The 21,600-nt window shown below is 68.4% G+C and carries 19 protein-coding genes and 1 tRNA gene; 14 read left to right on the plus strand and 6 right to left on the minus strand.

Features of this window, described 5'->3' with window-relative positions:
- Positions 1-93 precede the first annotated feature (93 nt).
- From ABL308_14530 to ABL308_14565, 8 genes are all read left to right on the plus strand, one after another.
- Positions 94-801: a hypothetical protein gene (locus tag ABL308_14530; GenBank protein ID XBQ16155.1), complete on the plus strand. Its 708-nt coding sequence runs from the start codon at positions 94-96 to the stop codon at positions 799-801.
- A gap of 137 nt (positions 802-938) precedes the next feature.
- Positions 939-4,199 carry a carbamoyl-phosphate synthase large subunit gene (carB, locus tag ABL308_14535; protein XBQ16156.1) on the plus strand — a complete coding sequence of 1,087 codons (3,261 nt, stop codon included), beginning with the start codon at positions 939-941 and terminating at the stop codon, positions 4,197-4,199.
- Positions 4,200-4,257: 58 nt separating this feature from the next.
- The gene (greA, locus tag ABL308_14540) at positions 4,258-4,731 is read left to right on the plus strand and encodes a transcription elongation factor GreA (GenBank protein XBQ16157.1); all 474 of its coding nucleotides are present in this window, start codon (positions 4,258-4,260) and stop codon (positions 4,729-4,731) included.
- A gap of 153 nt (positions 4,732-4,884) precedes the next feature.
- Positions 4,885-5,802 (plus strand): mitochondrial fission ELM1 family protein, encoded by a 918-nt coding sequence (locus ABL308_14545; GenBank protein ID XBQ16158.1) that lies wholly within the window; start codon positions 4,885-4,887, stop codon positions 5,800-5,802.
- 87 nt (positions 5,803-5,889) lie between these two features.
- Positions 5,890-6,915 carry a thioredoxin-disulfide reductase gene (gene trxB, locus ABL308_14550; GenBank protein ID XBQ16159.1) on the plus strand — a complete coding sequence of 342 codons (1,026 nt, stop codon included), beginning with the start codon at positions 5,890-5,892 and terminating at the stop codon, positions 6,913-6,915.
- Positions 6,916-6,954: 39 nt separating this feature from the next.
- Positions 6,955-7,680 carry an ABC transporter ATP-binding protein gene (locus tag ABL308_14555; GenBank protein ID XBQ16160.1) on the plus strand — a complete coding sequence of 242 codons (726 nt, stop codon included), beginning with the start codon at positions 6,955-6,957 and terminating at the stop codon, positions 7,678-7,680.
- Positions 7,677-8,933, plus strand: a complete 1,257-nt coding sequence (locus tag ABL308_14560; protein XBQ16161.1) for an ABC transporter permease — start codon at positions 7,677-7,679, stop codon at positions 8,931-8,933. The genes ABL308_14555 and ABL308_14560 overlap by 4 nt, the downstream gene beginning before the upstream one ends.
- Positions 8,934-9,029: 96 nt before the next feature.
- Complete coding sequence (locus ABL308_14565; protein ID XBQ16162.1) at positions 9,030-9,923, plus strand: LysR family transcriptional regulator; 894 nt, start codon at positions 9,030-9,032, stop codon at positions 9,921-9,923.
- 95 nt (positions 9,924-10,018) lie between these two features.
- On the opposite strand, the gene ABL308_14570 is transcribed toward ABL308_14565, so the two are convergent.
- A complete protein-coding gene (locus ABL308_14570; protein XBQ16163.1) occupies positions 10,019-10,966 on the minus strand; it encodes a tetratricopeptide repeat protein in 948 nt (315 codons plus the stop codon).
- A gap of 55 nt (positions 10,967-11,021) precedes the next feature.
- Positions 11,022-11,903, minus strand: coding sequence for a hypothetical protein (locus tag ABL308_14575; GenBank protein ID XBQ16164.1), 882 nt, complete (start codon positions 11,901-11,903; stop codon positions 11,022-11,024).
- Here ABL308_14575 and ABL308_14580 point away from each other — a divergent pair.
- Positions 11,902-13,149 (plus strand): DNA cytosine methyltransferase, encoded by a 1,248-nt coding sequence (locus ABL308_14580; GenBank protein ID XBQ16165.1) that lies wholly within the window; start codon positions 11,902-11,904, stop codon positions 13,147-13,149. The genes ABL308_14575 and ABL308_14580 overlap by 2 nt on opposite strands.
- On the plus strand, positions 13,146-13,598 hold the full coding sequence (locus ABL308_14585) for a very short patch repair endonuclease (protein ID XBQ16166.1): 453 nt from the start codon (positions 13,146-13,148) through the stop codon (positions 13,596-13,598). The genes ABL308_14580 and ABL308_14585 overlap by 4 nt, the downstream gene beginning before the upstream one ends.
- A gap of 14 nt (positions 13,599-13,612) precedes the next feature.
- Here ABL308_14585 and ABL308_14590 read toward each other — a convergent pair.
- Positions 13,613-13,686 (minus strand) — tRNA-Gly (locus tag ABL308_14590).
- Positions 13,687-13,828: 142 nt separating this feature from the next.
- Here ABL308_14590 and ABL308_14595 point away from each other — a divergent pair.
- Both ABL308_14595 and ABL308_14600 read left to right on the plus strand, forming a co-directional pair.
- Positions 13,829-14,785: a radical SAM protein gene (locus ABL308_14595; GenBank protein XBQ16167.1), complete on the plus strand. Its 957-nt coding sequence runs from the start codon at positions 13,829-13,831 to the stop codon at positions 14,783-14,785.
- Positions 14,786-14,940: 155 nt separating this feature from the next.
- Entirely contained in the window at positions 14,941-16,284 is a 1,344-nt protein-coding gene (locus ABL308_14600; GenBank protein ID XBQ16168.1) for a D-glucuronyl C5-epimerase family protein, read from the plus strand.
- A gap of 15 nt (positions 16,285-16,299) precedes the next feature.
- Here the strand turns inward: ABL308_14600 and ABL308_14605 are convergent, their stop codons facing one another.
- Entirely contained in the window at positions 16,300-17,316 is a 1,017-nt protein-coding gene (locus ABL308_14605; GenBank protein ID XBQ16169.1) for a 2'-deoxycytidine 5'-triphosphate deaminase, read from the minus strand.
- A 158-nt stretch (positions 17,317-17,474) separates the two neighbouring features.
- Between ABL308_14605 and apaG the strand changes: the two genes are divergently transcribed.
- Both apaG and ABL308_14615 read left to right on the plus strand, forming a co-directional pair.
- The gene (gene apaG, locus ABL308_14610) at positions 17,475-17,867 is read left to right on the plus strand and encodes a Co2+/Mg2+ efflux protein ApaG (GenBank protein ID XBQ16170.1); all 393 of its coding nucleotides are present in this window, start codon (positions 17,475-17,477) and stop codon (positions 17,865-17,867) included.
- A 31-nt stretch (positions 17,868-17,898) separates the two neighbouring features.
- Positions 17,899-19,356: a TrkH family potassium uptake protein gene (locus tag ABL308_14615; protein XBQ16171.1), complete on the plus strand. Its 1,458-nt coding sequence runs from the start codon at positions 17,899-17,901 to the stop codon at positions 19,354-19,356.
- A 4-nt stretch (positions 19,357-19,360) separates the two neighbouring features.
- Here ABL308_14615 and ABL308_14620 read toward each other — a convergent pair whose 3' ends face one another.
- On the minus strand, positions 19,361-20,344 hold the full coding sequence (locus ABL308_14620) for an Hsp33 family molecular chaperone (protein ID XBQ16172.1): 984 nt from the start codon (positions 20,342-20,344) through the stop codon (positions 19,361-19,363).
- 17 nt (positions 20,345-20,361) lie between these two features.
- A complete protein-coding gene (locus ABL308_14625) occupies positions 20,362-21,555 on the minus strand; it encodes an aspartate aminotransferase family protein (protein ID XBQ16173.1) in 1,194 nt (397 codons plus the stop codon).
- Positions 21,556-21,600: the final 45 nt, after the last annotated feature.

Raw genomic sequence — 21,600 nt, forward strand, 5'->3', positions numbered from 1 at the left:
CCGTATTCCACACTCCACTCTTCAATCGGCCTATCGTGAAACGTCGTGTTCGGGCCCGCGTTGATCTCAGCGCAGCGGCCGCAGGAGGCGGTGTTGGCCCAGATGAGGCTTTTGAGGATCGGCGACCGGGTGGCGCATCCAAAATTTGGCGAAGGCGAGGTCGTCGATCTCGAAACCCGGCCGATCTCGGACGCGCACGGCGAGCTGACCTGGCCGGTGGTGGTGAAGTTTCCCAACGCCCGCGAACGCGCCTTGCGCTCGGACACGCTTGAAAAGCTCGCCTCGCCGAAATCGCGGCTGGACGAGCTCGCCGAGACGATCCTCGATTATGAAGCGCGCGCCCGCCGCGCCTATCAGGCGGTGAGCAGTTTCGCCCGCGTGCTGATCGCAGCCTTCGACCGGTATCTCGATCCACGGCCCGGCCATGTCGTCGGCGTGCCTGCGAAAGGCCCCTGGGATCCCAAGAAGGACTGGGGCGACAAGATGTTCGGCCAGGCCCATCCCGACCATCCCACGCTGGAGCCGATCCGCTTCGCCGTCGCCGTGAAGGTGCGCCACGAGGAGACCGACACCACCTGGTGGATCCGCTCCAAGCTGAGCGTAGAGGCGACCGGCGACGTCATCCGCGGCCGGATCGAGGACCGGTTCGACTTCGAACACCACCCCGACGATCCTGACAGCCTCGATCAGCTCTGCGCCCTGCTCTACAAGGACCTCGCCGCCTATTACGCCGACGCGATCAACCGGCACGAGGGCGCGGGCGTGCCCGCACCGATCGGGTTCGATCTGATGCGGGCGTGATCGAGGTTCACTCTCCCCTCGCCAAACCCCTCCGCACGCGTTAAGGACGGGTTTCAGCGTTCATCGACGTGCGTCCGCCCCCGCGGGGAGATTCCCGCGGACGGGCCTTCGCGCGCGCCCGGTCAAGAGAGCCCGCCATGCCCAAGCGCACCGACATTTCCTCCATCCTGATCATCGGCGCGGGCCCCATCGTGATCGGGCAGGCCTGCGAGTTCGACTATTCGGGCGTGCAGGCGGTCAAGGCGCTCAAGGAGGAGGGCTACCGGGTGATCCTGGTGAACTCCAACCCTGCGACGATCATGACCGATCCGGGCCTGGCCGACGCCACTTACGTGGAGCCGATCACCCCCGACATGGTCGCCAAGGTGATCGAGAAAGAGCGCCCCGACGCGCTGCTGCCCACCATGGGCGGGCAGACGGCGCTGAACTGCGCGCTCGAACTCGAACGGCGCGGCATTCTCGACACGTTCGGGGTGGAGATGATCGGCGCGAAAGCCGACGTCATCGACAAGGCGGAGAACCGCGAGCGGTTCAGGAACGCGATGGACTCGATCGGCCTTGAAAGCCCGATCTCGCGCACCGTGCATTCCATGGCCGAAGCCGAAGAGGTGCTTCAGGAACTCGGCCTGCCCGCCGTGATCCGCCCCAGCTTCACGCTCGGCGGCACCGGCGGCGGCATCGCCTACAATGTCGAGGAATTCCGCGAGATCGTCGCTTCGGGCCTCTATAATTCCCCGGTCAACGAGGTGCTGATCGAGGAGAGCGTGCTCGGCTGGAAAGAGTACGAGATGGAGGTCGTTCGCGATCGCAACGACAACTGCATCATCATCTGCTCGATCGAGAACGTGGACCCGATGGGCGTGCATACCGGCGACTCGATCACCGTCGCGCCCGCCCTCACCCTCACCGACAAGGAATACCAGCGCATGCGCACCGCCTCGATCGCGGTGCTGCGCGAGATCGGGGTGGAGACCGGCGGCTCGAACGTGCAGTTCGCGGTCAATCCCGCCGACGGGCGCATGGTCGTCATCGAGATGAACCCGCGCGTGTCGCGCTCGTCGGCTCTGGCTTCGAAAGCCACCGGCTTTCCGATCGCCAAGGTCGCCGCCAAGCTCGCGGTCGGCTACACGCTCGACGAGATCGACAACGACATCACCGGCGGCGCCACGCCGGCGAGCTTCGAGCCGGCGATCGATTATGTCGTCACGAAGATCCCGCGCTTCGCCTTCGAGAAATACCCCGGCGCCAAAGCCAGCCTGACCACCTCGATGAAGTCGGTCGGCGAAGCGATGGCCATGGGCCGCACCTTCGCGGAGTCCGTGCAGAAGGCGCTCAGAAGCCTCGAGACCGGCCTCAGCGGTTTCGACGAGATCGCGATCGAAGGGCTGGACATCGCCGAGGACCAGTCGGGGCGCCGCACCGCGGTCATGGCCGCCCTCGCCCAGCCCACGCCGGATCGTCTGCGCGTCATCGCCCAGGCCTTCCGCGAAGGGCTGACGGTCGAGGACGTGCACGCCGCGTGTTCCTACGAGCCCTGGTTCCTTCGCCAGATCGAGGAGATCGTCGCCGCCGAGGAGCAGGTCCGCATGATGGGCCTGCCCCAGGACGCAGACGAGCTGCGAGCGCTGAAAGCCATGGGCTTTGCAGACGCCCGTCTGGCCAGGCTCGCAAAGACCGACGAGGAGGCCGTGCGCGCCCTGCGCTGGCGGCTGGGCGTGCGGCCGGTCTTCAAGCGGGTGGACACCTGCGCGGCCGAATTCGAGGCCGCCACGCCGTACATGTATTCCAGCTACGAGCCGGGCGGGGATTGCGAGAGCCAGCCGTCCGACCGGAAGAAGGCGATCATCCTGGGCGGCGGTCCGAACCGGATCGGCCAGGGGATCGAGTTCGATTACTGCTGCTGCCACGCCGCCTTCGCCTTCGAGGAGATGGGCGTGGAATCGGTGATGGTGAACTGCAATCCCGAGACCGTCTCAACCGACTACGACACCGCCGACCGGCTCTATTTCGAACCCCTCACCGTCGAGGACGTGATCGAGCTGATCGAGGTCGAGCGCTCCAAGGGCGAGCTTTTGGGCGTTGTCGTCCAGTACGGCGGGCAGACCCCGCTGAAGCTCGCCGGCGATCTCGAGGCCGCCGGCGTGCCGATCCTGGGCACAAGCCCCGACGCGATCGATCTCGCCGAGGACCGCGAGCGCTTCAAGGCGCTGCTCGACGAGCTTGAACTCAAACAGCCGCCCAACGCCATCGCCCGGTCCGAGGCCGAAGCGGCGGTCGCGGCGAAACAGCTCGGCTTCCCGCTTGTGCTGCGTCCCAGCCACGTTCTGGGCGGGCGCGGGATGGAGATCGTGCGCGAGCAGGAAAGCTTCGAACGCTATATCCGCGAGGCGGTCCATGTTTCAGGCAAGGCGCCGCTTCTGCTCGACCGCTATCTCAACGACGCCGCGGAAGTCGATGTCGACGCGGTCTGCGACGGCGACGAGGTCTGGATCGCCGGCGTCATGGAGCACATCGAAGAGGCCGGCGTGCATTCGGGCGACAGCGCCTGCTCGCTGCCGCCCCATTCGCTGCCGCCCGAAACCGTCGAGGAGCTGCGCCGCGAGACCGAGGCGCTCGCCCGCGCCATCAAGGTGAAGGGGCTGATGAACGTGCAGTTCGCGGTCAAGGACGGCGAGATCTTCCTTCTCGAGGTCAATCCGCGCGCCAGCCGCACCGTGCCCTTCGTCGCCAAGGCCATCGGCGCGCCGGTCGCCAAGATCGCCGCCAAGGTGATGGCCGGCGCGAAACTCAAGGACATCCACACCCCGCCCGACGAGCCCGGCCATATCGCGGTGAAGGAGGCGGTCATGCCCTTCGCCAAGTTCCCCGGCGTCGACCCCGTGCTCGGGCCGGAGATGCGCTCGACCGGCGAGGTGATGGGCATCGACACCCGGTTTGAAAGCGCCTTCGCCAAGGCGCAGCTGGGCGCAGGCGTGAACCTGCCGCGCACCGGGGCGGTGTTCGTTTCGCTGAAGGACTCCGACAAGGCGGCGATGATCGAGCCCTGCCGGAAGCTGACCGAGCTCGGCTTCGAGCTGCTGGCCACCGGCGGCACCGCCCAGACCCTGGCCGATGCGGGCGTGAAGGTGCGCAAGGTCAACAAGGTCTTCGAAGGCCGGCCCCATATCGTGGACGCGATCAAGAACGGCGAGGTGCAGCTGGTGTTCAACACTACGGAAGGCCAGCGCTCGCTTCTGGACAGCTATTCGATCCGCCGCACGGCGCTGGAATTGCGCGTGCCCTGCTACACCACGGCCAGCGCCGCACGCGCCGCGATCAAGTCCATCGCGGCGATTGACGCAGGCCAGCTTGAACCGCGCTCGCTCCAGTCATATCGTGGAGGTTCGGCGTCCGGCTGAAACCAATCCGAAGGCCGGGCGTAAAAGCGTGATTAGGACGCGAGAAACAGAAACATCCATGCAAAAGATTCCCATGACCGTCGAGGGCCACAAGGCGCTCGACGAAGAACTTAAGCACTTGAAATCCGTGGAGCGGCCCCAGGTGATCCAGGCGATCGCCGAGGCGCGCGAGCACGGCGATTTGAGCGAAAACGCCGAGTATCACGCCGCCAAGGAACGCCAGGGCTGGATCGAGGGCCGCGTGCAGGAGCTCGAGGACAAGCTCGCCCGCGCCCAGGTGATCGACACCTCCAAGATGGGCGGCGAGCAGGTGAAGTTCGGCGCGACCGTCACCGTGCTCGACGAGGACACGGAAAACGAGAGCACCTACAAGATCGTCGGCGACGACGAGGCCGACGTGAAGTCGGGCAAGATCTCGCTCTCCTCCCCGATCGCGCGCGCGCTGATCAACAAGGAGGCCGGCGACGTGGTCGAAGTGAACGCGCCCGGCGGCGTGAAGAGCTACGAGATCCTGAAGGTCGAGTGGAAGTAGCGGCGCGGGCCGCCTGTTCAGCACACAAAAACGCCGGGGCGGTTCGCCCCGGCGTTTTCGCTTTCCTGCAAGGGAACGTCCGGTTCGGGGTATAGGTCGATCGCGCCGCCTGCATCGCTTGACCCGCGCGGCGAGGCGGGGACGATGGCGGGCATGAGCGAACTGTCCTGTTTCGTGGTCACCGACGGCCGCCGCGGCATCGAGAACCAGGCTCTGGGCCTGGCCGAGGCGATCGGGCGGGAGCGGGCTGTACGGATCCTGCCGATCCACCTCGCGCGCGGCGGCGCCCTGCCCGACCCTGGCGAGATCGCGCCCGATTTCTGGATCGGCTGCGGCAGAGCCGCGGTGCGCGCCGCGCAGGCCCATCGCAAGGCCTATCGCGGCGCAGTGTTCGTCTATGTCCAGGATCCGCGCGCCGAGCATCGCCTGTTCGACCTGATCGTACCGCCCCGCCATGACCGTCTGACCGGCCCGAACGTTCTGCCGATCCTGGGCTCGCCCAACCGGATCACAACCGACCGCCTCGCGGAGGGCTGCAGCGTGTTCGCCGACCGGCTGGCCGCCCTGCCCGGTCCGCGTGCGGCGATCCTCATCGGCGGCGACAGCAAGCATCATCGGTTTTCCAAAGGCGCCTGCGCCGATCTTCTGGACCGGATCGAGCAGATCCGCAGGCTCGGCCTGTCGTTGATGATCACCGCGAGCCGGCGCACCCCGCCCGACCTCGCGGCCGAAATCTCGCGCCGCTACGGCCGGATGGACGGCGTCTGGCTGCACGAGGGCGACGGGCCGAACCCGTATTTCGCCTTTCTGGGCGGCGCTGATCATGTCTTCGTGACCGAGGACAGCACCAACATGCTCACCGAAGCGGCGAGCACCGGAAAACCGGTCTGGCGGCTGGCGGTGGACGGCGATCCGGGCAAGTTCCGTGATCTCTACGCCGGGCTTGAAGGCCATGGCGCGCTGCGGCCCTGGCTGGGGTCGCTTTATGATTTCGCCTACCCGCCGCTTTCCGAGACCGAACGTGCGGCGCGGCGCGTGCTTGAAATCCTCGACGCAAAGCGCGAGGTGTAGCGGCGTACCAAACCCTGACCCTACGGCGCGACTCGCGCTTTGATGCGCACCCCCGCGCCGCCGCAGACCCAGCGAAGGACCACCGCCATGGCCGAGACCCGTCACGCCAAGCTCGTCATCATCGGATCGGGCGCGGCCGGCTACACCGCCGCCATCTACGCCGCACGCGCCATGCTCAAGCCGCTTCTGATCTCGGGCATGCAGCCGGGCGGCCAGCTGACCATCACCACCGACGTGGAGAACTACCCGGGCTTCGCCGACGTCATCCAAGGCCCCTGGCTGATGGAGCAGATGCGCGCCCAGGCCGAACATGTCGGCACCGAATTCGCCGACGATCTCGTCGTCGAAGCGGACTTCTCAAAGCGCCCCTTCAACATGAAGGGCGACTCCGGGACCACGTACACCGCCGACGCCGTGGTGATCGCGACGGGAGCGAGCGCGAAATGGCTGGGCCTTGAAAGCGAGCAGAAATTCCAGGGCTTCGGGGTGTCGGCCTGCGCCACCTGCGACGGCTTTTTCTATCGCGACAAGGAGGTCTTCGTGATCGGCGGCGGCAACACCGCGGTCGAAGAAGCGCTGTTCCTGACGAACTTCGCCAAAAAGGTCACCCTGGTGCATCGCCGCGACGAGCTGCGTGCGGAAAAGATCATGCAGGACAGGCTCTTCAAGCACCCCAAGGTCGAAGTGGTCTGGAACTCGGTGCTCGAAGAAGTCACCGGCGAGGAGAAGCCGATCAAATCGGTGACCGGCGTGAAACTGAAGAATGTCGAGACCGGTGAGATCAGCGAACGGCCCGCCGACGGGGTGTTCGTGGCGATCGGCCATGCGCCGGCGACCGAATTGTTCAAGGACCAGCTGGAGACCAAGACCGGCGACTATCTCGTCACCGCGCCGGACTCCACCGCGACCTCGATCGCGGGGGTCTTCGCCGCGGGCGACGTCACAGACGACAAGTACCGCCAGGCGGTCACGGCGGCGGGCATGGGCTGCATGGCGGCGCTGGAGGCCGAACGCTGGCTCGCCGAGCAGGAGGCCCTGAACGGGCCCGACGAGAGTAAGGGCGAAGGCGTGAAATCGCCCGAGGACGCGGAAAAGGCCACCGACGCGGCCTAGGGCTTGGCGTCACGCCCTGTCCCCGCTATTTCGTAGCGCATGAGCGCTGAAAACCTCGCCCTTCGTATCGAGAACGCTCGCTTCGCCTACCGGCGGGGCGGGCCGATCGTGGTGGACGTGGCCTCCTTCGTCGTGGAGGCCGGAGAGCGGGTGTTTCTGAAAGGCGCCAGCGGGTCGGGCAAGTCGACCTTGCTGGGACTCGTCGCCGGAATCCTCGAGCCGCAGACCGGCGAGGTCGAAGTTCTCGGCGAGCGGCTGGACGCCATGGCCGCGCCGAAGCGCGACCGGTTCCGCGCTGCACGGCTGGGCGTGATCTTCCAGATGTTCAACCTGCTGCCCTACCTGCCTGTGGGCGCGAACGTCACCCTGCCCTGCCGCTTCTCCGCCGAGCGCGCCGCAGCGGTGAAGAACGCCGGCGGGGCCGAGGCCGAGGCCCGGCGGCTGCTGGGGCGGCTCGGGCTCGACCCCAGAGAGGTCTGGTCAAAGCGCGCCTCGGAACTGTCCGTGGGTCAGCAGCAGCGCGTGGCCGCGGCCAGAGCGCTCATCGGCGCGCCGGGGCTGATCCTCGCCGACGAACCCACCAGCGCGCTCGACGCCGACAGCCGGGACGCCTTCATCGGCCTTCTCAAGGACGAGTGCGCGAGCTCTGGCGCGGCGCTTGTTTTCGTCAGCCATGACGGCGGGCTCGCAGATCATTTCGACCGCGCGCTGGACCTCGCCGAGATCAACACTGCGAGAGCCGACTCTGCGAGGGCGCCGGCATGAGGTTTCCGGTTCTCAGCCTCGCCTTGCGCTCGATCCGCAACCGGGCGGGCACCGCGCTTCTGACGATCCTGACCGTGGCGATCTCGGTGACGCTGTTTCTGGGCGTTGAGAAGATCCGCCATGGCGCGCGGGCGAGCTTTGAGAACACCATCGCCGGGGTCGACCTCATCGTCGGCGCGCGGTCGAGCCCGGTGAACCTGCTGCTGTATTCGGTCTTCCATATCGGGGATGCGACCAACAACATCACCTGGGAGAGCTACGAGGCGGTCGCCGGCGCGCCGAACGTCGCCTGGACCGTCCCGGTCAGCCTGGGCGACAGTCATCGCGGCTACCGGGTGGTGGGCACGACCGAGGGCTTTTTTGAGCACTACAAGTACGGCGACTCCCGCGATCTGACCTTCACCCGGGGCGCGCCCTTCGGCGACCTGTTCGAGGCCGTGATCGGCGCCGAGGTCGCCCGCACGCTGGGTTATGAGCTCGGCGAGGAGATCATCGTCGCCCACGGCATGGGATCGGTCAGCTTCATCGAGCACGACGCCAACCCGTTCACCGTGACTGGAATACTCGCGCCCACCGGCACACCGATCGACCGCTCGGTCATGGTGACCCTGGAAGCGATCGAGGCGATCCATCTTGAAGGCGCGACAGGCGCGGGCACCAGCCTCAGCGCCGAGGAGCTGCGCCAGCGCGACCTCTCGCCCGAACAGATCACGGCCTTCTTCGTCGGGCTGGACACCCCGGTCGCCGCCCTGCGCCTGCAGCGCCAGATCAACACCTACCCCGAAGAGCCGCTTCAGGCGGTCATGCCCGGGGTGGCGCTGGCCCAGCTGTGGAGCGTTGTCGGCGCCGCAGAGCGCACGCTGGCCGCTGTGGCGGCCTTCGTGGTGCTGACCGGGCTCGTCTCCATCCTGACCGCGATCCTGACCAGCCTGAATGAGCGCCGGCGCGAGATGGCGATCCTGCGCGCGCTGGGCGCCAGACCGCATCACGTCTTCCTGCTGCTGGTGGCGGAAAGCGCGCTTCTGGCCTTCGCCGGAGCGGTGATCGGCGCAGGGCTGACCTATGGCGGGCTCGCGCTAGGCGCGCCGATCGTGGAGGCCCGGTTCGGCATATTGCTGCCCGAACTTCTCCCGGGCGCCTATGACGGGCTGATCGTGCTGGCGGTGACCGGCGCGGCCGCGCTTCTGGGCGTCATTCCCGCCTGGCGCGCCTATCGCAACTCGCTGGCCGACGGCATGACGGTGCGGGTCTGACCCGAAGCTGCGGCGCGCCTGCGCTAATCTCGCCATTCACACCGGCGCGCTCCATAATGCGCTGCGGCCGGGGGCGGCCTTCATGACGGACGAGCGATGGACTGGGACAAGCTGAAGACGTTTCACGCGGCCGCCGAGGCGGGCTCGCTCACAGGTGCGGCGGAGCTTCTGAACCTCTCCCAGTCCGCGGTGAGCCGGCAGATCTCCGCGCTCGAAGGCGAGCTGGGCGTGAAGCTGTTTCACCGGCATACGCGCGGGCTTTTACTGACCGAGCCCGGCCGGGTGCTGTTCGAGGCCGCCGCCGAGGTTTCGGGCAAGATCGCGCTGGCCGAAGCCCATCTTCTGGACATTCGCGACGAGCCCTCAGGCCTGTTACGCGTCACCGCGCCCACGGCGCTGGGGACGATCTGGCTGGCGCCGCGGCTGGCGCGCTTTTACCGCGCCTACCCGCAGATCCGGCTGCGCCTGCTGCTCGTCGATCACGAGCTCGACATCGCCAATCTCGAAGCCGATCTGGCGATCCGGCCCTGGCCGGCGACGCAGAACGACGTGGTCCAGAAAAAGCTGATGCAGGTCGACCAGCATCTCTACGCCAGCGAGACCTATCTCGCCCGCAAGGCCGCCCCGGAAGACGCCGCCGATCTCGACCGGCACGACTTCGTCGCCTACGGCCCGCGCCATCTCGCGCCGATCCCGAACCTCAACTGGCCGCTGACGCTGGGCCGCAAGACCGGCGAGGCGCCGCGCGAACCGGTCATCGAAGCCAACACCATCAACGGCATGATGAAGGCGGCCGAGGCGGGCCTTGGCCTCGCCGGCCTGCCCGACTATGTGGCGAAGGAAAACGACAGGCTGATCCGGGTCCTGCCCGACACCGCCGGTCCGCCCTTCGAGGTCTACATGCTCTACCCCGAAGAGCTGCGCGGTTCGCGCCGGATCGCCGCCTTCGCCGAATTCCTCGCCGACGAGATCAAGGCCTGGCGGAGCTAGAGCGCAATCCCAAAAGTGCGGACCGGTTTTCGGATAAATTGCGCGTGCCTCAAAATCGGTGAAGCGCTCGGACTGCGTCACGCAGGCCGGGCGCTTTAGTTCTCGTTTTCGCGCGCCCGGCGCGCCGCCGCCCTTGCGGCCAGCGCTTCGCCGTCGGTCATGGCCGACCCGGCGGCGGTCTCGAACAGGGCCGCCGCCTCGGCGTAACTGCCCTGAGCCTGCTTGAGCCGGGCGAGCGCGAGCGCGGCGCGGAAATGCTCGGGCTCGAAGGCCAGAACGCGCTCGAAGATCGCGGCTGCGTCACGGTTTCCGCCTGCAGCCGCAAGGCACTCGCCGTGATTGGTCAGAAGCTCGAGGTCCCAGGGCGCGTCGTCGAGCGCCTGTGCGCTGTCAGGGCACGGCCCGGCGGCGACCGGCTCAGGCGCCGCAGGAACCGCCGCTTCGGCGGGCGCGGGAGTCGCTGCGTTCGAGGGCGTACGGTCAGCGGGCTGCAGTGCCGCCGGAGGAGCGTCGGCGCGCGTGTCCGGCCCCGTCTCCGTCATGCGTTCAGGGGGGTCTGCGGTGGCGGTTTCAGGCTCGGCGCCAGGTCGCGGCGCGGAGGCGGAGGCGCCTGAAACCGATGTCGTTTCAGGCGCTTGTGTCGGGCTTGCGCCTTGAAGGTCTGACGCCGGCGCCCCGATCCGATAGATCCCGCCAGGGCTGAGCAGCACGCCGCCGGCGCGCAGTTCGGCCTGTGCGATGCCGGACGCGTTGCGGAAAATCAGGCGCGATCCTTCGAGCCCTGAGGCGACCTCCAGCGCTGAAAACCCGGCCGGTCCAGCCGGTTCGATCCGCACCGGATCCAGCATGTAGCCAGGGAGCCTGATCTCGATATCGTCGCCCGCCGCCGAAATGTCCGCCCGCTCCGGCGCTCCGGGAAGCGCGATCCAGACCGCGCCGCCGGGCAGGCGCACAACGTCTTCGACGCTTTGCGCGGCTGCGCGCTCCGTCGGATTCACCGTCAGGACCAGCGCGGCCGTCATGAAGATCAGGGCTTTCATCATGACGGCACACTGGCGCGAGTCGCGCGCACGCCGAAGGGACGATCGAAGCGGCGATCTAGTCGAGGCCGGGCGCGCCGGGCGCGAGGCTGGCGGTCGGTCCGGTGCTGCAGACATCCTCGCCGATCGCGCCGATGACCGCGCCTTCGCCGTCGACCATCCGCTCCCAGAGATAGCAGCCCTGCCCGGCGCGCGGCGGGCGGCCCGGCGCGAAGATCGGCGCGCCCTCGCCCGGCAGAGCCGGCGCGGCGTCGGGCACGACCCGCCAGGAGATCCGCGATCCCGCCCGGCAGTCCCAGCGCCCGGTGCCGCCGAAGGTGAAGCGCACCACCGGCGCGCCGTCCTCGCGGACATGAACCACGCGCGGCGGTCCGGCGAGGCTGACCGCAGCCATGGCCCCGGTCACGGAGTCCGCTGCGCAGGCGTTCACCGCCGCGATGTGATCGGGCAGGGTTTCGGTCCAGCTGATCACCGGCCCGGTCTCCCGCGCGCAGCCCTGATAGGTCAGCCGGCCCGCCTGCACGGTGGCGAACCGGGCGTGGGTGCGGCCGCCGGCGACGCAGGGGCCTGAGACCATCTCCACGCTCACCTCCACCCCGCGATCGGACACGCCCTCGAACCGGCGCACGCCGTCAGACAGCCAGTCGCGCTCAGGGGTGAGTTCGGCGATCAGCGTCGGCGCGCCGTCGACCGCGTGCGTATAGAGCGCGACCGGGCGGCCGCCCTCTTCGGAGAAGACGAGATCACCCGCGAACTCCCGCCCACTCAGCGCATAGCCCGGCGGCTCCATCGGGATCGACGGCGCGCGCTCCGCTGTGGTCTCCGCCGCCATGAGGCCGGCGGCCGGGTCGAGGCCGTCCACGCCAGTCGAGCACGCGGCCAGCGACAAGACGGCGGCCAGCGCGGCGAATCCGGTTACACGTCTCATCCGAGCGGACATGAAGCGCACCCCCTTCGTTTCACACCGCACCATAACCGAGCCGAGCCCGGCGGGAAACGGGCGGCGGAACGAGGCGGGCCTGATGGGCGCTGAGACGCGATACGCCTTCTACGAGTTCTTCGCCGGCGGGGGCATGGCCCGCGCGGGGCTGGGAACCGGCTGGCGCTGCGACTTCGCCAACGATTTCGACCCGGCCAAGGCCGAGGCTTACGCCGCCAATCACGGCGCGGACCATCTTCATGTCGGCGACGTGGCGGCGATCAGCGCGGCCGACCTGCCCGGCCAGGCCGATCTGGCCTGGGCGAGCTTTCCCTGTCAGGACCTGTCGCTGGCCGGTCCGCGCTCAGGCCTGGGCGGGGCGCGCTCGGGGACCTTTTTCGCCTTCTGGCGGCTGATCGAGCAGCTGAACGCCGAGGGGCGCGCCCCGCGCCTGATCGGGCTCGAGAACGTGCCGGGGCTTCTGACCTGTTCAGGCGGGGCGGACTTCGCCGCCCTGTGCGAGGCGCTCGATCAGGGCGGCTACCGCTTCGGCGCGCTGGAGATCGACGCGCGCTGGTTCCTGCCCCAGTCGCGCCCGCGCCTGTTCGTCACCGCGCTTCGAAAAGACCTCGACGTGCCCGAGGATCTGGTGCTCGACGCGGCGCCCGAAAGCCTGTCGCCGTTTCACACCCGCGCCGTGCGCAAGGCCCACGCCGCCCTGCCCGACCGGCTGAAGGAAAACTGGCTATGGTGGGCCCTGCCCGTCCCGCCCGTGCCGAACGAGCGGCTCGAACACCTGCTCGATCCGCCCGAAAAGGCCGTCTGGCACACCGCCGAGCAGACCCGCCGGCTCACCGGCCTGATGAGCCCGGCCACGAAAAAGCGCCTCGCCGTGGTCAAGCGCGAGGGAACCCCGGCTGTGGGCGCGCTTTACCGGCGCATGCGCGTGGAAAAGGGAAGGAAGGTGCAGCGCGCCGAAGCGCGCTTCGACGGGCTGGCGGGGTGTCTCAGAACCCCCGGCGGGGGAAGCTCGCGACAGTTCGTCATCGCGGTGAACGGCCGGCGGGTGCGCACGCGGCCGATGACGGGGCGCGAATACGCCCGCCTGATGGGGCTGTCCGACGATTTCGCCCTGCCCGGCTCCGAACGCGCCGCCCTGCATCTGGCCGGCGACGGGGTGGCCGTGCCGGTGGTGGCGTTCCTGAAATCACATCTCTTCGAGCCCGTGCTCGACCATCAGCACGGCGCCGCCCTGGCTGCGGAGTGAGCCGAAGACCGAAACACCCGGGCGCCGACGTCTTCAGCCCGGCCGAGCGCTCGGCGGTGATGGCGAAGGTCAGACAGAAGAACACCGGCCCCGAACTCACCGTGCGCCGGCTCGCCCACCGCATGGGCTACCGCTTCCGCCTGCACCGCAAGGACCTGCCCGGCAGCCCCGACATCGTCTTCCCCGGCCGGAAGAAGGCGGTCTTCGTGCATGGCTGTTTCTGGCACGGACACGATTGCCCGCGAGGATCGCGAAAACCCAAACAGAACGCGGCCTACTGGTCCGCCAAGATCGCCCGCAACACCGCCCGCGACGCCGAAGCCGAGGCCGGCTTACGCGCGCTCGGCTGGGACGTGCTGATCGTGTGGGAATGCGGCCTGAAGGACCTCGACGCGACAGCGCAGACGCTGGCGGAATTTCTGGGCCCACCTGGGCGCGAGAACGATTGAGCGGGGCGGCGCGATGGAGCGGGTAGCGGGAATCGAACCCGCACGTTCAGCTTGGGAAGCTGACAGGCTACCATTACATCATACCCGCATGGGCGCCGGAGCGATCTGATACCGCGCGCGGCGGTGCGCAGGCAAGCGCCCGGCGCCGCGATCGTGACCGCTGGCGGCTTGAGCGCGGCGGCGGGCGGCTTAGACTCCGGTCCAGCGCTTTTTCAGGAAGGACGCCCCGCTTGGCTCTCGACGCCCGCTCGACCCCGCCCGCCCCGTCGGCGAAGTTTTCCGATCCGGACGTGACCGCGAAGGGCGAGGCGCGCGCCTCTGTGCCGTTCGACCGGCTGAAGACGCTCTGGTTCAACACCGGCACGCTGTGCAACATCGCGTGCGCGAACTGCTATATCGAAAGCAGCCCGGAGAACGACCGGCTGGTCTATCTGACCGAGGCCGACGTCGCGCCCTATCTCGACGAGATCGACGCCATGGGCTGCGGCCCGGTGGAGATCGGCTTCACCGGCGGCGAGCCCTTCATGAACCCGGCGATGAACCGGCTGGCGGAGATGGCGCTTCAGCGCGGCCATGAGGTGCTGATCCTCACGAACGCGATGAAGCCGATGATGCGGCCGCGCGTGCAGGAGGGGCTTCTGGCGCTGAAGGAGGCGTTCGGTGATCGGCTGACCCTGCGCATCAGCATCGATCACCACACCGCCGAGAGCCATGACGCCGAGCGCGGGACGGGCAGCTTCGCCGCCACCCTGGACGGCACGCGCTGGCTGGCCCAGCACGGCTTCCGCCTGGCTGCGGCCGGCCGGGCGATCTGGAGCGAGAGCGAGGCGGCCGCGCGCGCGGGCTTCGCCGCCGTGTTTGAGGAGATCGGCGCGAACATTCCCGCCGGCGATCCCGCCCGGCTGGTGATCTTCCCCGAGATGGACGATGCGGGCGATCCGCCCGAGATCACCACCGCTTGCTGGGACATTCTGGGAAAGCGGCCCGATCAGATCATGTGCGCGAGCTCGCGCATGGTGGTCCGCCGCAAGGGCGCGGACACCCCCGTGGTGCTCAGCTGCACGCTCTTGCCTTACGCGGACGGTTTCGAGATGGCGCAGACGCTGGCGGACTCGCTCAAGCCCGTGAAGCTCAATCACAAATTCTGCGCCCAGTTCTGCGTTCTGGGCGGGGCGAGCTGCTCGTAAGGCCTGACGGGCGCCAGCCGCCCAGGTTTCGGCTCATGCTCTTGAGGAACCGAACAACGCCACGCGCGTTTTCTCTCCGGGCGCAGCCCATGGGTTGGCCTGCTTCCGATAAAATGAGATGACCCCCGTCAAGCAAGCCGCGCGAAAGCCGATCAATGATCAAGGCCGCCCTCATCGCGTCGCTGGCGCTTGCGTTCGCCTCTCAGCCCCCCGCGATGCCGCCGCTGCCGGAAAGCCGGCAGGAGGCCTATGAGTTCTACGCTCTGGAATGGCTGGACGACGGCTATCCGGGCGTGCGCAATCCCGACGGCGAGCTGGTCCCTCATCCCGCCTACGGCGCCTATGTGATCCGGGATTATCTGACCCAGTACAGGCAGACAGGCGAGGCGCGCTTTCTCGAGGCCGCCGAACTCGTCGCCGCGCGCGCAGTGGCGCGGATGGACCTGTTCAAGGGCGCTCTGGTCTTCTGGTATCGGCCGCGCAAGGATCTCCTCGTCTCCGACCACGTGATCTATTCCGGCCTGATCCAGGCGCGGTACCTCCAGGCGTTCTCGGAGCTCTACGAGGTCACGGGCGATCGGCGCCATCTGGCGACTGCCGAGCAGGTGCTCGCCAGTCTCGCCCTGTCCACCGAGGAGGGCGGCGTGCTGCGTCCCCGTCCCGGCGGCGGCGCGGTGATCGAGGAATGGCCCGATCCTGCGATGGGCAATTTCGTTCTGAACGGCTGGACGACGGCGATGCTGATCGTCCACGAATACGCCGAGCGCCACGGTTCCGAGGCCGCGCGAGCGCTGTTCGAGCGCAACCTGATCGCACTGAAAGCGATGCTGGCGCTCTTCGACATGCCCGAGATCGCCAACAGCCGCTATCAGCTCGCGGGCATTTCGGCCATGCGCCTGAGGATGTCGCCGGTCGGCGGTTCATGGGTCTCAGGCGAGGTGGTCGTGCCCGGCGAGGGAATCGTGCCGATCGCGGAGTCCGGCGACGACCGGTGGACGAATTTCGTGATCTCACCGCCCGGATACCGTGCGCCGATCGCGAACATCGTGCTCAACTACGTCTCATACCCCGAGCCCAACGTGGTCCGGGTGACCGTGCTCGCGGAACACGCCGGCGAAATCGGCCTGGATCTGCTCATCGGCGACTACGACCCGCTGGCCAGCATGATCGTTGATCGGGACTGGGCGGAGATCGGCCGCGCCGAAGTCACGCCCGGCGTCAACGAAATCGCGTTTGAAATCCCCTGGGAGGCGGCGCGCTTCACCGCTTATCCGACCAACTTCCGCAAGGAAATCGGCGGGCGACACTTCAACGTTTATCATTTTCTGCACATCGAAAATCTGAGCCGTCTGGCGGCGATCACCGGCGAGCCGTCTTTCGACGCCTACGCCGATCGCTGGCAGACCTATGCCGACGAACGCTGGCCCGAGATGCCGCTCTACGCAGACGCCGGTGTGGAGCTTCGCGCCTATTTCGATCTCGAAGGCGTGCAGCAATAGCCCCGCGCCGCCGCGCTAGCCCTTGAAGTGCTTGGCGAGCTTCAGGCCCTGGGCCTGATAGTTCGAGCCGGTGACGCCGTAGGGCGTGTCGACCGCGCCGGCCATGGGTTCGTAAACGAGGCGGGCGACGGGCTGGCCGTGTTCGAGGATGAAGGGCACGTCGCGCCCCCTCACCTCCAGCACGGCCCGGGACCCGGCGCCGCCGGCCGCGTCCACGCCGAATCCGGGATCGAAGAAGCCGGCGTAATGGGCGCGGAACTCCCCGATTTCGGGCGCGATGGGCGCCATCTCGGCGGCTTCCTCGATGGGGACGGTCACCGCTTCGCGGCTCGCCAGGATGTAGAACTCGCCCGGATCGAGCACGATGCGGCCGTCCGGCGCGTGCAGCGGCTCCCAGTATTCGGAGGGATCGTGCGCGCCGGGTTTGGACAGCTCGACCAGCGGCGCATGCCGCTTGGCGCGCCAGCCCGCCGCCTGACCGCCGCGGTCGAGATCGACCGACAGCGTGATCGAGCGCGAAGGCCGGTGCGCGCCGCGCCGCAGGCGCACCTGCACCACCCGGTCGCCGGGCCGGGCGAGCACCGAAAAGGTGCGCGGGGCGATCTCGACATAGAGCGGTCCGGCGTATCCTTCGGGCAATTGGTCGAACGCGGTCGCGCCGTCGCCGATCACGCGGGTGAAGACGTCCAGCCGCCCGGTGGAGCTTTTGGGATTGGCCGCAGCGCTGACCCCGCGCGGCAGAGCCAGGCGCTCCTCGAGCTCGGCGAGATAGACGCAGCCGGTCTCCAGCACCGCGCCGCCCTCGAGGTCGAGCTCGTGCATGACCAGCCCCTCGCCCAGCCGGTCGGCGACCCGCCGCCCGGCGCCCGGCAGAAAGCTCGCGCGCAGCCGCCAGACCCGCCGGGCGAGCCGCAGATCGAGGCTGGCGGGCTGGATCTGCCCGGGCTCCAGCGCGCGGCCGGTCTCGATCACGCCGGACTCCGCGGCGTCGGCGAGGGCGCGGTCGGGCAGGATGCCGGGCTGGTCGGTCATCGTCTCTCCGGTGCGGACGGGAATCGCAGAAATCGGCGTCAGGTCCGAGACTGCACCGGCTGGCGGTTCTGTCCAGCCCGCGGGCGCCCGCCCCGTCTTGCCCGGCGATGCGCTTCGGTGTGAACTGAAGCCTTGGCGAGCGGCCGGAGGGCCGGGGCATGTATACCGAAGAAACACGCGGCGTGGTGATTACGGTCCGGCCGGCCTATCTCGAGGACGAATCCGATCCCGAGGCGCAGCGCTGGGTCTGGGCCTATACGGTGGAAATCTCCAATACCGGGGATGCGCCCGTGCGCCTGCTCGAACGCGAATGGCGGATCACCGACGCGAAGAACCGCACCGAGATCGTGCGCGGCCCCGGCGTGGTCGGCGAGCAGCCCCTGATCGCGCCGGGGCAGCGCTATTCCTACACCTCCGGCGCGCCGCTTCAGACGCCCTCGGGCTTCATGGCCGGCGCCTATCTGATGGAGCGCGCGGACGGGGTGCGGTTCGACGCCGCCATCCCCGCCTTCGCGCTGGACACGCCCTTCGGCGGCGCGACGCAGCATTGACAAGCCGTAGCGCCCGACCCAAACGCCCGGCATGACCGACTCCGCGCGCACCGTGCTGTTCGTCCTGGGCGTGCTGATGGCCGCCCTGTCCGCAGCGATGCTGGCGCCGGCGATCGCCGACCTCAACGACGACACCGAAGCCGCGCACGCGTTTTTCGGCTCGGCGCTGGCGGGCCTGGCCGTGGGCGGGGTGATGACGCTGTCGGGCCGGGGCACCGACAAGCGGCTGAGCGCGCGCGGGGCGATCATCCTCACGGGCGGAAGCTGGGCGATGCTGGCGCTCGCCTCCGCGGTGCCGCTGAAGCTCGCCCTGCCCTGGCTGAGCTGGACCGACGCGATCTTCGAGGCGACCTCGGGGATCACCACCACCGGCGCGACCGTGCTGGTGGGACTTCAGGACCTGCCCGCGGGCGTGCTGCTCTGGCGTTCGATCCTGCAATGGATCGGCGGGATCGGGATCATCGTCACCGCGATGGCGATCTGGCCGCTTTTGGGGATCGGCGGCATGCAGCTGTTCCGGCTTGAAAGCTCGGACACCAGCGAGAAGGCGCTGCCGCGCGTGGGCCAGATCGCGGCCGCTGTCGGCCTTGTCTATCTGGCTCTGACCTTTGCGTGTTTCATGGCCTATGTCGGCACCGGCATGAGCCCGTTTCAGGCGGTCAACCATGCGATGACGACGGTGGCGACGGGCGGGTTCTCCACCCATGACGCCTCGATCGGCGCGTTCGCGCAGGGCGGGGCGGATCTGGTCGCGCTCGTCTTCATGCTGCTCGCAGGCCTGCCCTTCGTGCTCTATATCCGCGCAATGCAGGGCCGGCCCGATCTTCTGTTCTTCGACACCCAGGCGCGCACCTTCCTGATCGTCGCGCTGGTCGCAGCCGCCAGCCTCACCGTCCTGCTCATGGCGACGAACACCACCGACGCCTCAGGGCTTCCCGCCTGGCGCATCGCGGCGGTGAACGGGGTGAGCGTGCTCACCGGCACGGGCTACGCCTCGACCGATTTCTGGGCCTGGGGCGGAGGCGCGGCGGCGATCTTCTTCATCCTGATGTTCATCGGGGGCTGCGCGGGCTCGACCACCTGCTCGGTGAAGATCTTCCGCTATCAGATCGCGGCCAGCGCGATGAAGGCCTATATCGCCCAGTACGCCCGGCCCCACGCGGTGAAACCGATCCGCTATCGCGGCCAGGTGGTGCCCGACGAGACGGTGCGATCGGTGCTGGGCTTTTTCTTCCTGTTTTTCGGGACCTTCGCGGTCTCCGCAGCGCTCCTGGCGTTCATCGGTCTCGACACCGTCACGGCGATCTCGGGCGCGGCGACGACGGTGGCCAATGTCGGCCCGGGCCTGGGGCCCATCATCGGCCCGGCGGGCAGTTTTCAACCCCTGCCCGACGCAGCGAAATGGATCATGACCCTGACCATGCTCGCCGGCCGGCTGGAGATCATGGTGATGCTGGTCATGCTCGCGCCGGGGTTCTGGCGGAGATAGGCGCTCAATCGTTCGCCTTGCCGGCCTGGTCGATCTCCTCGGCGGAGAAGGCCCATTCGCGATTGCAGTACTCGCAGGTCATCGCGACCGTGCCGTCCTGCCGGCTCATATGCTCGCGGTCTTCGCTGGGAAAGCGGGCGAGCAGTTCGGCCAGGCGTTCGCGCTCGCAGGTGCAGCGGCGCTCGACCGGCCGGCTTTCCTCGATGCGCACGCCCTCTTCGTGGAAGAGGCGGTAAAGAAGCCGGCCCGAGCTGACGGACGGATCGATCAGCTCGTCGTCTTCCAGCGTGTCGAACAGGGCGCGCGCATGGTCGAAGTCCGCGCTGGCGTCGCCGCGCGCCTCGTCGCCGGCGATGCGCTGGATCAGCGCGCCGCCCGCCCGCCACAGGGTCTGGCCGCCCTCGAGCATCTGACGGCCGACCGCCAGGCGCAGGCGCGAGGGCACCTGTTCGGACTGGGCGAAATAGTGCTCGGCGCTGTGCAGAAGGCTGTCGCCGGAGATTTCCGTGACGCCCTGATAGCGCTCCATGCCGGGGCCGGGATCGACGGTCATGGCGAAATGCCCGCCGCCCAGCAGCATCTCCGCGCCCACCGGGCCGCCATGGACGGTCTCAAGCGTCTTCACCCGGTCGGCGTCGAACTTGGCGTAGCCGCGTACGCCCTCTCCGGGCACGTAGTCGGCGACCACGAAAGCCACCGCGCCCTCGCCCTCGACCTGCCGGCCGGTCGAGCCGGGCCCCGAGGCCTGAACGATCAGCTTGCCCTTGAACTTCAGGGAGTCCCCGATCAGCGCGGCGATCAGCGCCGCCTCGCCGATCAGCCGGGCGACGCTTTCGGGATAGTCATGGGAGGACAGGATCAGGTCCGCGGTCCTGCCCAGGCGCACGACGCGGCCGCGTACCGACCGGCCCTCCAGCTGGAAGGTCGTCACGCTGTCGTCGCCGGCGCCGAAATCGTCCGGCGCGGGGGTGAACCCGTCCTCGGCCATGAAGCTCCCTTCGGCGGTCAGGCCGCCTTCTCGCGCTTGAGCCCGCCCAGCGCCTTGTCCAGCGCGTCGACGGCGGTGCGGACATGGTCCTCGCCGATGATCAGCGGCGGGGCCAGGCGCGCGACATTGTCGCCGGCCGCGCCCATCAGAAGCTTATGCTCACGCGCGGCGGCGGCCAGCGTCTTGTTCACATAGCCCTCAGCCAGCTTCAGCCCGACCAGAAGGCCGCGGCCGCGCACTTCCTCGATCTTGTCGGAATGGGCGTCGGCGAGGCCGGCCAGCTGCTGGCGCAGCGTGTTGGAGACATCCACCACGTGCTGCAGGAAGTCGGGTTTCGACAGCTCGTCATAGACGACATTGCCCACCGCCATGGCCAGCGGGTTGCCGCCGAAGGTCGAGCCGTGGGTGCCCACGACCATGTGCGCGCCGGCCGCGTCGGTGGTCAGGCACGCGCCCATCGGGAAGCCACCGCCCACGCCCTTGGCCACGGCCATGATGTCGGGCGCGGCGGTCTCGGCCCATTCATGCGCCCAGAGCTTGCCGGTCCGGCCCGCACCGCACTGCACTTCGTCGTAGATGAGCAGGATGCCGCGCTCGTCGCACAGCTCGCGCAGGCCGCGCAGGCAGACGTCGGGAACGGCGCGCACGCCGCCCTCGCCCTGCACCGGCTCGATGCAGATCGCCGCGGTCTCCTCGGTGATCGCCGCGCGCAGCGCGTCGTGATCGCCGAACGGGACCTGGTCGAAGCCCTCCATGCGCGGGCCGAAGCCTTCGAGATACTTCTCGTTGCCGCCCGCGTTGATCGCTCCGAAAGTCCGGCCGTGGAAGGCGCCGGTCACGGTGATGATGCGATACCGGTCGGGCCGGCCGTTGGCGTAGTGGTAATGGCGCGCGGTCTTCAGCGCGCACTCCATCGCCTCGGCCCCGGAATTGGTGAAGAACACCCGGTCGGCGAAGCTGTCGCGGCAGTATTTCTCGGCCAGCTCGATCTGGCCGGGCACGCGGAACATGTTGGAGGTGTGCCACAGCTTCTCGGCCTGCTCCTTCAGCGCGGCGACCGCCTTGGGGTGGGCGTGGCCCAGCCCGTTCACGGCGATGCCGGAGATGAAGTCGAGATACTTGTCGCCGCCCTTTTCGTGCAGCCAGACGCCCTCCCCGCGCACGAAATCGAGGTTCGGCGGGGCGTAGGTGTCCATAAGCGGTGCGGGCATGGAGAACTCCGTAGGCGAAAGTGAAAACGAACGGCCCTGATCTAG

Origin of the sequence: Oceanicaulis sp. (genome assembly GCA_040112665.1) — a bacterium.
In the GTDB taxonomy this organism is placed as follows: Bacteria; Pseudomonadota; Alphaproteobacteria; order Caulobacterales; family Maricaulaceae; genus Oceanicaulis.

Bases quoted from the DNA above. Each gene is read 5' to 3' on its own strand.
- carB (XBQ16156.1), top strand. From the start codon at position 939: ATGCCCAAGCGCACCGACATTTCCTCCATCCTGATCATCGGCGCGGGC.
- greA (XBQ16157.1), top strand. From the start codon at position 4,258: ATGCAAAAGATTCCCATGACCGTCGAGGGCCACAAGGCGCTCGACGAA.
- ABL308_14545 (XBQ16158.1), top strand. From the start codon at position 4,885: ATGAGCGAACTGTCCTGTTTCGTGGTCACCGACGGCCGCCGCGGCATC.
- trxB (XBQ16159.1), top strand. From the start codon at position 5,890: ATGGCCGAGACCCGTCACGCCAAGCTCGTCATCATCGGATCGGGCGCG.
- ABL308_14555 (XBQ16160.1), top strand. From the start codon at position 6,955: ATGAGCGCTGAAAACCTCGCCCTTCGTATCGAGAACGCTCGCTTCGCC.
- ABL308_14560 (XBQ16161.1), top strand. From the start codon at position 7,677: ATGAGGTTTCCGGTTCTCAGCCTCGCCTTGCGCTCGATCCGCAACCGG.
- ABL308_14565 (XBQ16162.1), top strand. From the start codon at position 9,030: ATGGACTGGGACAAGCTGAAGACGTTTCACGCGGCCGCCGAGGCGGGC.
- ABL308_14570 (XBQ16163.1), bottom strand. From the start codon at position 10,966: ATGATGAAAGCCCTGATCTTCATGACGGCCGCGCTGGTCCTGACGGTG.
- ABL308_14580 (XBQ16165.1), top strand. From the start codon at position 11,902: ATGAAGCGCACCCCCTTCGTTTCACACCGCACCATAACCGAGCCGAGC.
- ABL308_14575 (XBQ16164.1), bottom strand. From the start codon at position 11,903: ATGTCCGCTCGGATGAGACGTGTAACCGGATTCGCCGCGCTGGCCGCC.
- ABL308_14600 (XBQ16168.1), top strand. From the start codon at position 14,941: ATGATCAAGGCCGCCCTCATCGCGTCGCTGGCGCTTGCGTTCGCCTCT.
- ABL308_14605 (XBQ16169.1), bottom strand. From the start codon at position 17,316: ATGACCGACCAGCCCGGCATCCTGCCCGACCGCGCCCTCGCCGACGCC.
- apaG (XBQ16170.1), top strand. From the start codon at position 17,475: ATGTATACCGAAGAAACACGCGGCGTGGTGATTACGGTCCGGCCGGCC.
- ABL308_14615 (XBQ16171.1), top strand. From the start codon at position 17,899: ATGACCGACTCCGCGCGCACCGTGCTGTTCGTCCTGGGCGTGCTGATG.
- ABL308_14620 (XBQ16172.1), bottom strand. From the start codon at position 20,344: ATGGCCGAGGACGGGTTCACCCCCGCGCCGGACGATTTCGGCGCCGGC.
- ABL308_14625 (XBQ16173.1), bottom strand. From the start codon at position 21,555: ATGCCCGCACCGCTTATGGACACCTACGCCCCGCCGAACCTCGATTTC.